14 protein-coding genes and 1 pseudogene are annotated in these 13,253 nt (G+C 45.9%); 3 read left to right on the forward strand and 12 right to left on the reverse strand.

Annotated features, from left to right (window positions below):
• Positions 1–9 precede the first annotated feature (9 nt).
• The gene (locus QE396_RS11030) at positions 10–489 is read right to left on the reverse strand and encodes a TIR domain-containing protein (RefSeq protein WP_230075068.1); all 480 of its coding nucleotides are present in this window, start codon (positions 487–489) and stop codon (positions 10–12) included.
• Between the two features lie 914 nt (positions 490–1,403).
• On the opposite strand from QE396_RS11030, the gene QE396_RS11035 reads away from it, so the two are divergent.
• Both QE396_RS11035 and QE396_RS11040 read left to right on the forward strand, forming a co-directional pair.
• A complete protein-coding gene (locus tag QE396_RS11035; protein WP_007949330.1) occupies positions 1,404–1,709 on the forward strand; it encodes a hypothetical protein in 306 nt (101 codons plus the stop codon).
• Positions 1,706–2,212, forward strand: coding sequence for a hypothetical protein (locus QE396_RS11040; protein ID WP_007949328.1), 507 nt, complete (start codon positions 1,706–1,708; stop codon positions 2,210–2,212). Before QE396_RS11035 ends, QE396_RS11040 begins: the two co-directional genes overlap by 4 nt.
• Before the next feature lie 45 nt (positions 2,213–2,257).
• Here the strand turns inward: QE396_RS11040 and QE396_RS11045 are convergent, their stop codons facing one another.
• The 3 genes from QE396_RS11045 to QE396_RS11055 form a co-directional block, all read right to left on the reverse strand.
• Positions 2,258–4,009, reverse strand: a complete 1,752-nt coding sequence (locus QE396_RS11045; RefSeq protein ID WP_007949327.1) for a caspase family protein — start codon at positions 4,007–4,009, stop codon at positions 2,258–2,260.
• A gap of 388 nt (positions 4,010–4,397) precedes the next feature.
• On the reverse strand, positions 4,398–4,754 hold the full coding sequence (locus QE396_RS11050) for a DUF4440 domain-containing protein (protein WP_020885049.1): 357 nt from the start codon (positions 4,752–4,754) through the stop codon (positions 4,398–4,400).
• 15 nt (positions 4,755–4,769) lie between these two features.
• On the reverse strand, positions 4,770–5,729 hold the full coding sequence (locus QE396_RS11055) for a LysR family transcriptional regulator (RefSeq protein WP_020885050.1): 960 nt from the start codon (positions 5,727–5,729) through the stop codon (positions 4,770–4,772).
• A gap of 92 nt (positions 5,730–5,821) precedes the next feature.
• Here QE396_RS11055 and QE396_RS11060 point away from each other — a divergent pair, with 92 nt between their 5' ends.
• A complete protein-coding gene (locus tag QE396_RS11060; RefSeq protein WP_014169039.1) occupies positions 5,822–6,298 on the forward strand; it encodes a GNAT family N-acetyltransferase in 477 nt (158 codons plus the stop codon).
• A gap of 108 nt (positions 6,299–6,406) precedes the next feature.
• Here QE396_RS11060 and QE396_RS11065 read toward each other — a convergent pair.
• The 8 genes and pseudogenes from QE396_RS11065 to QE396_RS11100 form a co-directional block, all read right to left on the reverse strand.
• A pseudogene (locus QE396_RS11065) lies at positions 6,407–6,667 on the reverse strand (hypothetical protein); the annotation flags it as partial.
• Positions 6,668–6,683: 16 nt separating this feature from the next.
• Positions 6,684–7,831 (reverse strand): IS3 family transposase gene (locus QE396_RS11070; RefSeq protein ID WP_127353187.1). Its coding sequence is split into 2 segments (ribosomal slippage): positions 6,684–7,594 and positions 7,594–7,831, totalling 1,149 coding nucleotides; the frame shifts between segments, so codons are not numbered across the junction.
• Between the two features lie 44 nt (positions 7,832–7,875).
• Complete coding sequence (locus QE396_RS11075; protein ID WP_020885052.1) at positions 7,876–8,025, reverse strand: hypothetical protein; 150 nt, start codon at positions 8,023–8,025, stop codon at positions 7,876–7,878.
• Between the two features lie 63 nt (positions 8,026–8,088).
• Positions 8,089–10,032, reverse strand: a complete 1,944-nt coding sequence (locus QE396_RS11080) for a bifunctional diguanylate cyclase/phosphodiesterase (protein ID WP_020885053.1) — start codon at positions 10,030–10,032, stop codon at positions 8,089–8,091.
• 16 nt (positions 10,033–10,048) lie between these two features.
• Positions 10,049–10,543, reverse strand: a complete 495-nt coding sequence (locus tag QE396_RS11085) for a molybdopterin-dependent oxidoreductase (RefSeq protein WP_020885054.1) — start codon at positions 10,541–10,543, stop codon at positions 10,049–10,051.
• 409 nt (positions 10,544–10,952) lie between these two features.
• The gene (locus QE396_RS11090; RefSeq protein ID WP_020885055.1) at positions 10,953–11,540 is read right to left on the reverse strand and encodes a TetR/AcrR family transcriptional regulator; all 588 of its coding nucleotides are present in this window, start codon (positions 11,538–11,540) and stop codon (positions 10,953–10,955) included.
• Positions 11,541–11,615: 75 nt separating this feature from the next.
• On the reverse strand, positions 11,616–12,161 hold the full coding sequence (locus QE396_RS11095) for a cytochrome b (protein ID WP_020885056.1): 546 nt from the start codon (positions 12,159–12,161) through the stop codon (positions 11,616–11,618).
• A complete protein-coding gene (locus tag QE396_RS11100; RefSeq protein ID WP_020885057.1) occupies positions 12,158–13,213 on the reverse strand; it encodes a catalase family peroxidase in 1,056 nt (351 codons plus the stop codon). Before QE396_RS11100 ends, QE396_RS11095 begins: the two co-directional genes overlap by 4 nt.
• Between the last annotated feature and the right edge of the window lie 40 nt (positions 13,214–13,253).

A 13,253-nucleotide genomic window follows, 5' to 3' on the forward strand; every position in this document is an offset into this window, starting at 1 on the left:
GTCCTCTGATCACTCATACCCAAGGCTCTTATAAATCTCATCTTTATAGTGCCAATCATCGTCCGGTTGCTTGGCCCAGTTAGTGAGCGCGTAAGAAACTATCCTCGGTGAAAACGGCACAAAAATAGCTCCAACATTCCGAATAATTGGTGGACATTTTGCTTCTACCACGCTACGTGCCCCATCTAAGTTAATACCTATAATTCTGCATTTTTTTTCTAGAGCGATTTCCATTTCCCACCTGACATATTTATGCTTGCTACGAGTATCTGCACCAATAAGCACCGCAAATGTTCCAGCCATATCTATCCGCTCGCGACACTTGCGTTTTATGTAGACTTCATCGTTGGAATGTATTTCTTGAGAAAGTTGGCAATTAGTAAAATTAAAATCAATATGCTCATGCTCTTTCCATGCAAGCATCAAACGGTAGTAGTGAATATCCGTACTACTAAATCCTACAAATGTCCTAGGCAATCCCATACCCATCTCCTCTATCCTGAAATTTTAGCTCTTCTATGTATTGAAGAAGTTAAACTTGTTATAAATCTAATGCCACCTTTTTTGACTGTAAGACCTCAAAATTGTTATGTAAGTCTCTTAACATAAATAAATGTAATCCCCTCGGAAAACTGGTGTGCCTGTAAGTAGCATTTACTTGTAATCTGAACCTGAGGGGAATCATTATGAAAAACATTACGTTTTACCGATAGAAGCAAACCGAAACTGGGAATGCAAGCATCCTCGTTAACCGGACCAATCAATTTAAGGGTTCTGATCTGTCCGCAATCAATTAACGATCTATGCACTATGCATTTTCGACTTCCGCTTCTGGCACGTAGTGGACCTCCTGAAGTCCCCCAAAGTCCGCAAGGAGCAGACGTTGACACCTAAATCTATCAATAAGATGCCAGTAAAAGTAGTGGCGATTCATTAGCTGTCGGAACTGTCTAATCGTTTAAAAACTAGTCTAATCGTTTAAAAACTAGTCTAATCGCAGTGGAACACCACTCTTACAGGCTTACCACGACTTACATATACCATTCCCAGCGCTTTGCTAACCAACCAATTTGCTCTCCGACGAGGGAGATATTGCCAAGCCCATAGGTATCCTTGCGAACAGGTCTTATGTTGTAATGATCATTCTTTACGCAGAGTTGCTATTCAGATAAAAGCACAAGGCTGAAAATGTGGGAGTCGGAATGGTAAGACAGAATTTTGAAACACGGTAAACAACGAGATAATGTAATGTTGTTCTTTAAATCCCTCAGAAGGGCTTATTGTGCGGTTATGAACAACAATTTTTTGAGGCTAAATGTTGTAGGTTTTTAAACTACAATATAATTAATTCATTTTATAAAACAAATGCTGTATAATTCAGCATTATCAACGGGAGAGAATATATGGAAAATAATACATTATCAACTCAATATATTTCACGCTTATTAAGTAAGGAAGAAGACGACAGGCTAGATGAGCTAAAGAATATTCTATCTGAATTAGATATATGCATCAGGCTAAGGAAAATAACGCCGCTCCAAAAATATGAGATCATTAATGAAATAAAGCGAGCCATTGCGAGTGAAAGAGGAATTTCTTTCGATGAAAAGAACTCCCCATCTGATAATATTCATCGAGGGAATGCTAGCGCCAGTAATGATGACTTAGTGGATTTGATAGCAATGCTTAATAGAGGGAGAAGTCAATGAGTGATAGTGCCTATAATATCTATTCATTAGCCGTGTCTAGTCTTGCATTGCTACTGTCAGTGTATACATTCTTCAAATCAAGAAAAGATATTAAATTTGCTCAAGAGAATGCAAGTGAAGCATTGAAATTGCAACATGGTACAATTGAACTTCAAATTCGAACTGGTATAACTAACGCAAGAAATACAATAAACAACTTAACACCTATATTAACACCATACTTAGCAAAAAAACAAGCAGGTTCATTGAGCGTCGAGGAGTCTTATTCTCTTGATTTATTATATAAAACTTATGATTCTTGTATTGAAGATCTTCTCAACCAATATGATGAAGCATGCAAAAAATATATTGACGGCAAAGTTGACAGAGCAATGTTCAAAGAGACATATTTTCATGAAATAAAAAACATAACATCAAGCCAAGACCTTTCTTCCTATTATAATTTAGAGGCAACGAAATACACATCCACCTTAAGGGTGCGTGATGAGTGGATAACTGAATGATATTAAGTGCCTTTATCGTTCATATAAAGGCACTTAAACCAATAATTAATACCAATGTAAATTTGATATTCCTTTTAAATATTCATCGGCAACTAAAGAGAACCTCGAAATATCCCCCCCAAAGAATCCACATTTTAATGGCGCCCAGTTAATACCTTGTTCTTTGGCTTCCTTAATCATATTAGATAATGGAGAATTGTACGATCTTTTTTCTTTCCAACCAAAACGACCGATAGGTCCCCATACTGTTCGCTCTTGCTGATGATGCAGATCTGCGATGACAAGCGCAAAGAAACATTCAAAATCATCAAAAGCATTTTCGTAATTCTTCCCAATAAATAGGGTATCATCAATTAATGGTTGCAAGATGGTATGGAGATGCTCACTCATTGGTACGAAATGCCTTTCAAAACCGGGGAGTTGCTTAAACACATCTTGCCTAGTCAGCTCAAGAATAGCATTGGAAATGGCTTCAGAGAAATATAACGACTTACCATTGCTCGAAAGTGATGAGTCTAATTTTATAAAGAAAATATTAAATAATGTGTCATACTTTTTATTTTCAAATGCAGCTATCCCCAATGCATAAAACTGCATTATTAAAGGATACCACCGTAGATTTAACCATATAGTTAAACCACCTCCTCTTTCCAGTCTGTCGGTTGCACGAGCTAATGCTTTACTTAATAATGGAATATGAATTGTTCGAGCCCAATATGAAACACAAGAAACTATTAGTATTATATTTTTAGATATGTTTTCATATTTAGAAATCCTCTCAAGGAGTTCTTCTTTAGTAAACTGCCCGTTTACTGAGAAAAAATCCTCACTTGTTTCAGAAAGGAAATTTTTAACTTCATCAATCACAAAGTCATGTAACTCGATAGAGGATGAATCATTCGCCAGTAATTGTTTTGTTTTTCTGATTTTATCTTCAGCCTTTAAAGGAGAGAATTCTGTCTGAAAATAGGGAATAGAAATTAATCTATCATTATCCGTTGTTTCCTCTGAATTGTTATTGGACCAAGAGGGAGATTTAAAAATAAAATCTCCATCACCATCAATATATCCGTAATGCGGACTTTGGTTTGAAGATTTATCATTTGATACTTTGTTGTAAACATAAGTCATCAAACCATTGGCGGTTAATACGCCGTTTTCGGTTAATGCTTTTCCTTTAAGACCTTCTATTAGATGGCCAGTGAACACAGAATGATTTGGCAAAGGACCACCAGAATCTGCGACAGTCTCATCGGCTTTACCGGCTGTCAGCACTTGTCTGGAATACCGCAACATCATATCATTTAAGAAGCGAGTACTTCCTGGACCTATTCCTCGTGTTAATGCCAACCCACCATAGCAGGCATCCATGACGAAAAGTATATGTTTAGCTCTTATCAACTCTGCATTTTTGGTAAGTTCATCCCAGCGTATAAAGGTAGATAGATCATCTGTGATTGCATCATGCGGCACAAGAAACCCAACTTCACCATAAATTCCAGTTCGTGTTTCACCATGTCCAGCATAAAAAATGAAAATCCTCTCATCTAGTTCGACATCATCCCTTGTAAGTCTGGAAAATGCTCTTAATATATTTTCTTTGGTAGCGTTTTCATCAAGAAGAAATGATATATTACCCTCCTCGAAATCGAATTCATTGATGAGTAAACTCTTTATTTCTAATGCATCATTAACTGCATAGGCAAGAGGGGATACATTCTTATATTTGTTTATACCAATAACTAAGGCCCTGCTATTGATATAACTTTCCTTTAGGAAGTAACGAAGATCTTTCATAAGCATATTCCATCGTGTCAGATCGTTGTTGGTATCGTTGTGATTATATCACTTTGTTTATTCATTATGCTGCATTCCTTTAATGTTATAACTACAAAATCCGCTCTTAGTGTACGCTACGAAGTCAGCTGGAGATTTCAGTGAACATTTTGTGAAAAAACATTTGACCAGTAAGCCATAAATTAACAGTGTTCGATGTGCGCAATGTCCACTCCTGGCACAAAGCGGCCCGACATAAAAGCCGCAAGGTTTGCTACGAGCGATAAGCGACCCCATAAACTTAAAATGAGTGCGGAGTAATGCCGCTATTTCAGGCCAGCCCGTCGGCTGGCTTAACTCTCCCCACTTGAGATCCAGAAATCGTTTTCTGCGATGCGCTCCTGGGACCTTATCCGCTCCCCGCATCAGGTGTCCCCTGATGGAATACCAGTTTCCATTGCCCGCTCCCGGCCCGCTCCCAACACGAAGAACGCAAAGTCGGGCGAGTGCCGTCCGTATTGAATGTCCTGTAGTGCAATATCGCGACATCCTCTCTTATTTGGATGAGCTGAAAGTCGCTGCTGAGAATGGTCGGGATAACTGTTTCGGCAGAAAGTGCCTCTATTGTCTGCGAACGATCAATCAACACACCTGATCGTGTCATTTCCCTGAACTGGTCGTGAAGTATCTGTTCAAGCCATTCACGATCGTTGCGCCTGCTGCCATGAAGCGTGCGTTCCAGCGTTTTCAACTGTTCCAGAAGCATGGCATTTACCCTCATTCAAATTCGACTGTCAGTTTCATGGCCATAAATGTTTTGCGGCAACTCGTCCGCCAGCATGTGAAGTGTCGTCTTCAGCCATTTGGTTGCCCCTCTCTGGCCACTGCGTTTATGTGAGTAAATCTTTACTTCAAACGGGCTTATGGTGAACGGCAATGAAAAAATCTGAATACTGGCAGCATGTTTCAGCTTCTCAGCAGCAAAACGGGGAATGGCCATTAGCAGGTCACTTTCCGCAACGATAAACGGGGCACTCAGCATGGATGGCGTCTTAAGCGCTATCTGCCGCGTATACCCCAACTGCTCAAGCCGTAAATCCAGTACCCCCTGCTTTTCGTTCCAGGGGGTTATCACCAGATGCCGTGCGGCAAGATAATCTTCCAGCGTCAGCTGTGTTCGGCGGGTATTGCTGATGACAACATACTCATCCTCAAACCAGTTTATCTCGTCCAGTTCATTGTGGCGGATATCGTCGGGTGTACTGAATCCCAGCGCCAGATCCACTTCTCCTGCCAACAGTTCGTTCAGCGCCGGGCTGTGTGGCAAATAGCGTAAATCAAAGCGCAAGCCAGGCGCTTCCTGCTGCAGTCTCTGCATCAACGTCGGGAAAATGCACAACGCGGTAAAGTCCGTGATCGCAATCTGGATCCGCTCCGTGCTTTCGCAAGCCACGAACGCCGGTTGAACAGTCAGCTCCTGATTGAGAAATTTCAGTGCTGATGCAATAGACGGCGCGAGCTGGGTGGCATACACGCTTGGGCACATCCGGTGGCCTTCCCGGTAAAATAGCGGGTCATTGAGCGCAATACGCAGTCGGGACAGTGCGTGGCTCAACGCAGAGGTGCTCATCGCCAGTTCATCCGCGGCGAGGCGAACGGAACAGTGCCGATAAATGGCGTCAAAAATGAGCAGCAGGTTTAAATCAAGACGTCGTAGCGCTGGATGCATAATATTCATCATGGGGTGATTTCATTGCACTTAATTCTTCCGACAATACCCCCTATGCTTAACGCCATCAATAACGATGCCTTGCAAAAAAGACAGGAAAACATATGAGTATCAGCCTTCGCCAGGCCCGCCCGGAAGATGCCTCCGCTATTTACGATATGATTTATGAGCTGGCGGTTTACGAAAAAGCCCCGCAAGAAGTGGTCACCACACCGGATGAGATTCGCGAAACACTCTTTGGCGACGGCAGCCATACCGAAGCATTAATCTGCGAGATTGAAGGGAAAATCGCCGGGTACGCCGTGTTCTTCACCAGCTACTCCACATGGCTTGGACGTAACGGTATTTACATGGAAGATCTGTATATTTCCCCCGATTATCGCGGCAAGGGCGCGGGAAAAGCGATGCTGAAGAAAATTGCGCAATATGCCGTGGAACGGCGCTGCGGACGCCTTGAATGGAGCGTACTGGACTGGAACCAGCCCGCAATTGATTTTTACCTCAGCATTGGCGCATTACCTCAAAACGAATGGGTACGGTATCGCCTGGAGGGTAACGCGCTGTTGAACTTTGCCGAATAACGCGACCGTGTTGCGGCAAATTGCAGATGCAGGCTGCTTCTGTTGAGGGGCAGTCATGTTTGCGTTGAGGGGAGTATCAGGAACACATTGATCAGGCTCCGGGCCTGTTCAGCCGCGGCGCGTTCGTCGGTGGAGTATTTCTTCGACATAATGGTCAATGGCAATATTGTGCTCACGGCTCACGCGCGAAATGAATATGTGCAAAAGCGCCAGCGATGCGTGGAGTGTGACTGCGACCAGATTGTCGAAGTCTTTCTGAGTAAAACGGTCATTCCCCTTCAGTGTCGAATGCTGGAGCAAGGTGTGGGCCGTGATCTCAAGGACGGCTCGCCTGTAATCACTCGACAGCAGGACATCCAGATCGGTCTGAATCGCCACGGATAATCTAGACACTTCCGAGCCGTTGATAATACTGGTTTTCATATTCTGTCGGTGACATCTGATTGCTCGAACCATGCCGACGCTTACTGTTATAAAACATTTCGATGTAATCAAAAATATCGCTGCGGGCTTCTTCCCGCGTTCCGTAGATCTTTTTCTTTATCCGCTCGCGTTTCAGTAACTGGAAAAAGCTTTCTGCAACCGCGTTATCGTGACAGTTACCGCGACGGCTCATACTCCCTTCCAGGCCGTGTGATTTCAGGAACGACTGCCACTCATGGCTTGTGTACTGACTGCCCTGGTCCGAGTGAACCAGCACCGGTCTTTGAGGATTACGCCGCCATACAGCCATCAGCAGTGCGTTCAGGACAATGTCCTTTGTCATCCGGGATTGCATTGACCAGCCGATAATTTTGCGTGAGAACAGATCAACAATCACGGCCAGATACAGCCAGCCTTCGTGAGTCCTGATGTAGGTTATGTCCGTTACCCAACGCTCATCCGGAGCATCCGGATTGAACTGTCGTTGGAGCCTGTCGGGTGACACGATACTGGCCTCGCCTTTGCGTGCCCGAGGGCTCCGGTACCCGACCTGAGCCTTTATCCCGGCACGATTCATCAGTCGCCAGACTCTGTTCACTCCGCACTGTTGCCCGCTATCCCGTAAGTCCAGATGGATCTTGCGATAACCATAAACGCAACCGGACTCCAGCCAAAACTGTTTGATCTGTCCCGTCAGTCTCAGATCTACCTGGTGGTGCTGAGAATACGGTTGCTTAAACCAGGCGTAAAAGCCACTGGGATGAACATCCAGCACCCTGCAGAGCAGACGAACAGGCCAGCAACGGGAGTTGTCACGAATAAAGGCGTACCTCAGTCGGACAGCTTTGCGAAGTACGCCGCGGCTTTTTTTAATATGTCCCGTTCGTCAGTAACCCGCTTCAGTTCCTTCTGGAGTCGGCGGATCTCGGCCTGAGCATCTGACTGTTCTTTATTAGTGGATGAGTCCGGACCGTACTTCTTTATCCAGGCGTAAAGGCTGTGGGTGGTGACATCGAGACGTGTTGCAACGCTGGAAACAGAATGACCGCGATCAATAACCTGCTTGACTGCTTCAATTTTAAACTCTTCGGGATAACGTTTACCGCTCATGGGCACCTCTCTTTAAGTCATCTTAAATGACTCTGAGGTGTCTGTTAAACCCGTGGCGATTCAGTCTGGCGAAGATCAAACGTGAAGTTAAAACTGACAAATCCGGAATCGACCGGCAAAGAGTAGGTCAGTCTGTCCCCCTGTTGCTCAACGTACGGTTCATACCCCTCCCCCATCAGCCGTTGCGACTGCATATCGCCCTCTCTTCTCTTCCAGGCGCCAGGCACACGTGTTGACCAGGGAGCGTCACCGCAGGATTAAACAAGTGTTTCACCCGCTTTGATTGATTGACTGATAAAGGGCGCGGGCTTTCCAAAGAGATATCCTTGTGCCAAATCACACCCTAAACGTTGAAGGCACAACAGTTGATCATTGGTTTCAACGCCTTCAGCAATAATTATCATATCAAGGCATTTCGCCATGCCGACCATTAATTTTGCGATGGTCTGAGTTTCTTCATCCGTGGATATTGTTCGCACAAAAGATTTATCGATTTTTATTTTATCAAAGCCTAACTGAATCAATCTTGAAAGGGAGGAATAGCCCGTACCAAAATCATCAATAGAGATTTTTATGCCCAGCACTCTGAGCGCCATAAGGATTTCGATGGGGGTTTCACTGTCGGTAAACAGCGAAGATTCCGTCACTTCCAGTTCGAGTCGGGTCGCGGGCAACCCCGTTTCGGCCAGCACTGCGCGTACTGTATCGACAAAATTCATACTGCTTAACTGCACCGGCGACACGTTGACAGAGATCCTTGCCGGCACCTTCCATGTCGTCGCTTCCTTGCAGGCGATTTCAAGCGCGGCTTTGCCTATCTCATGAATGAATCCCGTTTTCTCTGCTACTGAAATAAAATCATCCGGCGCAATGATGCCCTTAACGGGATGATTCCAGCGCAGAAGGGCTTCATAGCCATATATTTCAGTGGTGTACGAATCAACAATCGGCTGATAGTAAACGACCAACTCTTTATTTGCGACTGCCACTGATAAATCACGCTCCAGGGTTCTGCTTTCCTCGAGCTTTTGCAGCATGATGCGGCGAAACACTTTGATCATGTTTAAGCCTGCACGTTTAGCTTCATACAGAGCCAGATCGGCAAACTTATAAAGGTAATCTGAACGTCGTTCTAACTCTGAAACAACAATACCGACGCAGGTACCAATGGTGACGTTAGAGTTACCTATTATGTAAGGCTTTTTAATGCACTCACAGATTTCCATTGCCAGATTAACGGCACTTTCTTCTGTCAGCTCATGCGACAATAATGCAAACTCGTCGCCCCCGAGGCGATAGAATGTAGTTGTTTCGTTGCTCATGGAAGATAAACGGTGCGCAACCTCACGCAATAACAGATCGCCGGCATCGTGACCAAAGCTGTCATTGACTTCTTTAAAGCGATCGAGATCAAACAACATGACCGTGACTGGCCTGTGTATGCGGCTCGCTATCGAGATGTTATTAATAAGATCATCCCAGAAATAAAGCCTGTTTTTAAGCCCCGTCAACGAGTCATGGTAAACGTCATACGCCAGTTTTTTATTCTGTTGCTGGAGTATTTCCTTCGATTTCTGAAGTTCATTTGCCAGGCTGGTAACCTGTCGGTGAGTTTTAAGTATCTTCCTGTTCTGGCAGACGTTTAAAACACCCAATATCGCACTTAAAATAATCAGCAGAACCGAAAGGCCTGAATAGATACGATACAGCTTTTGTATATTCTGGTTTGTCTCGTTGATGGAGTTAACATCATTGGAGAGTGCACTGGATGAAAACTGGCTAAGGGAGGAATCAAGCGCATACATTTTCTCAAGATAATCAGCAAGTTGAGCGCGACTCATCCCTTCCAGATGATGATCAAGGTAATCAAGCGTTTCATGAAGGTTTTTTGCCAGTGCATTATGGCTTTTATTCGACTTTACATATTTCCCTAAATCGCCTTCTTTCAGTAACTCACGCTGGCTAAGCATGATCTCCAGCCTCATGCGGAGATCGTCCATGGTGATATCAGGATTATTGTCAGAATAACGGCTGATCCACGACTCCAGCCTGTAGTATTCTGAAACCATCTGAGACACAGACCAGGAGTCCTTATAATGGTTGAGTTTTTGCAGATCCTCCTGCCGCTCATGCAAAAGAAATGAAATATACCCGGTTGTAATGAATAGGAAAAATATAATGCCTACCAGGATCCTGTTCATGCATTTCTCCAGATTATTACTCTACGACCATTTTGCTAATCTGCCATGCTGATCTCGAGTAATAGACCTGGTTATCCAACTCTTTGTTACTTTCATAAGGATAGACAATAAACAGAGGGCCCTTGTCGCGAACGCGCATATATTGGCCGTTCATTTTTATTGCAAGGATCACGTTATATTTTGTGAAGTCTTCAATGGGAATTTCAGTCGTATAATCATTGAGCGCGGTTACACTCAGAACAGTGCCTTTGGCGCCGACCAGTTCCATGAGTTTTTTCATGGGAATACCCTCAAAGCTTGTCTGGTCATTATACCATGGGTTACGGGTACGCATGGTAACGAGGCCGATTTTTTCCAGGCCAGCGATATCAAAGACTGCAGCGCCATTTTGATTACTGTTCTCGATTTTCCCGGAGATGGTTAACACGGGTTTCCCTTCAAGCTTAGGGAGTTCCTTCCCCCAGGAACAGGTCGAAATAATCAAGAAAAGTAGGGTGATTGCCATTCTCATGCGCGATGACTCCAATAAGGAAATAGGTATGTCTTGTCGTCTATTCTGACACAAATTGTTACCAGCCAACCAGATAAGACTCCAGGACGAAACGGTCCCGTTATACTCTCGTTTAACGGTCCATGACAGCCATCCCGACGTTGTTGCTTGCCGTATCGTCATTAACAAAGATTAGCCTTCAGACGTGTCCCTGTCTCCCTTTTACACCATGATAATATGAGACAGAGCAGGTTATTAAAATTGGACGAAGGCGGAATTTGAAAAAATTGTCGTTTCTAATCCCCCGTTGCGTCTTAAACGGTCAGAATTTGTGCGGAGTGTTCAATTATTGGTACGGAATACCCTCAGGAGAGGTGCACATTGCGCCCTTATAAGCAGGTTAAAAGAGCAATGTCGTGCTATCGAGCGATCAATCCGACACAAGAATATTGTCGATCACCGGCTGGACGATTTGCTGAAATACTTTCGCGTCGTTAAACGCGCGTGCGGCTAACATGGCACCATGTACCGTTGCCATTAACTGCCCCGCCTCTCTGGCGTGGGTTGACCGGACAGTAAAGCATTTTTCCCTTTCTCCTCTCTCGAGCAACTCCGTCAGCCAGCCAGAGAGATCGGCGAAATGTCCCGTCACTTCCGAAGCGACTTCGGGCGGCAACGTCGGCAGTTCGGCGGCAAGCATCGCGCAGATACAAAATGGCGCGGAACCGTCCTGGATGCATTTGGCCCAATAATCGGCATAGGCCTGAAGTTCGGCAACCGGATTATTTAGCTGACGGCTTAATGCCTGCATTCCGGCGCGGGCCTCCTGGCGATACTCGCTCACGACGACCCTTACCAGCTCCGCCTTGCTTGAAAAATGGTGGTGAATACTCGCCTTGCGAATATTCACCTTTTCAGAAAGGTCGGCAAAACTGAAGCTTCGGTAGCCACCGGTGGTAAGCAATTGTCGGGTGAAAAATATAATGTCGTTTGCTTTCTGTGAACGTTCGGTGGACATAGCCGTAACCCATTGTCAGTATACAGATCAATAAGATATCAGAGAGCAGAGCGAAAACCTACCGACAGGCCGCCTTTACTGCCGCCGTCTGCCGGTCCCCGCCATACTGTCAAAGACGCCATCTCGCAGCACTAACGCATGAAAAAGCGCGGCCGCCAAATGCAGCATCACGGTAGCAAATAGCATCAGCGCAACCAGAGAGTGCAAAGGCCGCAGAATAGCAAACCAGTCGTTATTCACCGGAACAATGGGTGGCAAAACAACCCCGCCCCCGAGGGTGATGGGGTACCCCGCCGCTGACTGCATCGCCCAGCCAATCAGGGGCTGAAGGAACATCATGATGTATAACGCCCAGTGTGAGAGATGCGCTATCAGGCGCTGCCAGGCCGGTATGGAAGCCGGTAGCGAAGGGACGGAGGTATAAAACCTCAGCCATAGCCTGACCACCACCAGAACCAGAATCATCAGCCCCAGCGGTTTGTGGATCGCCACCAGCAGGGCATGTTTCGACGAAATGGTTGAAACCATCGCGATGCCGATAAACAACATTGCCACGATAGCCGCTGCCATGAACCAGTGCAGAATGCGCAACGCCGGATGGAAATAAGCAACCTGTTTCATAAGCCAGCTCCTGACTGTTGGGACTGTTCACGGGTACGCGCATTGTAGGATTTGGCATAGGCCGCCGAGCGCGCATTCAGTAAAGGATCGTCCGAAGGGGCAATGCCATCGGGCAAAATCAGCGGATCGTAGTTGATGTCATTGCACGGACCGTTTTGCTGCGGTGTTGCACGCGTCAGCACGAGCATGCCGGCATTGATGGTTTGCCGATCTTCAGGCCAAACCTGGCTTGCATCGTTGCCCGGATCGCCCGGTTTAGCGACGGTAATCATCAGATCCCATTTCAGCGGCCCTTGCTTCAGGCGCTCTTCAAGATCGTGTTGCAGAAAATCTTTATCATTTTTATCCGCCTCGCTCATCGGCTGAGAGCCAATATGCGGCACCATACTCCAGCGGACCAGATGCTCTTTACCCGTTTTATCAATAAAGCGAAATGCATTCAGGCTATTAAAGCGATCGCTTGCCCAACTGGATGAAGGTACATACTGCTTTGCCCAGGCGAGGTAGGGTTGCATCTGAGGATGCGCGATCACAAACGCCTTAAGCTTATCGGGGTTGGGTTTACCGGTTGCCGGATCGGGCAGAGTCAGGTTTTGCAGCGCATAGAAGTCTTCAACGGTAGAGACCGGAAAGCGTGGCATCGCGTTCATGCCTGTTCGCCACTGCTCGCCGTTGCTCTGCCTGAATTGCAGCGCCATGCTGCGCACGGGAACGGCATAATCCGGCGCTTTTGGGTTACCCCCTGCGATGGCGAAACGGCCCGTAACTGGCGTTTCGCCAGGGGCAAATAGCGCTGCTCGCGATAACGAACTGACCTGGCCGTTAGAGATAAAATCCCCCACCACGCACACGCCCTTCGCGTGATTGCGGCGAAAACCGGGATGTTCCCCACCCGATTTCTGCAATACCGAAACCAGTTTGTCAGACGTCAGACGATTCGGCGTCAGCCAGCCGCCTGACCAGAGAAACAGCGCTATCAAGACAAGGGGAATAATCGCGACCAGGCACAGGCGGACTATTTTTTGGCCGGTGGAAAGTGAAGTGTTCGTCATATTTTTGCTCACACAGTGAATACACAATCAAATACGCGAG

It is taken from the genome of Enterobacter sp. SORGH_AS_0287 (genome assembly GCF_031453695.1).
Taxonomy (GTDB): domain Bacteria; phylum Pseudomonadota; class Gammaproteobacteria; order Enterobacterales; family Enterobacteriaceae; genus Enterobacter; species Enterobacter ludwigii.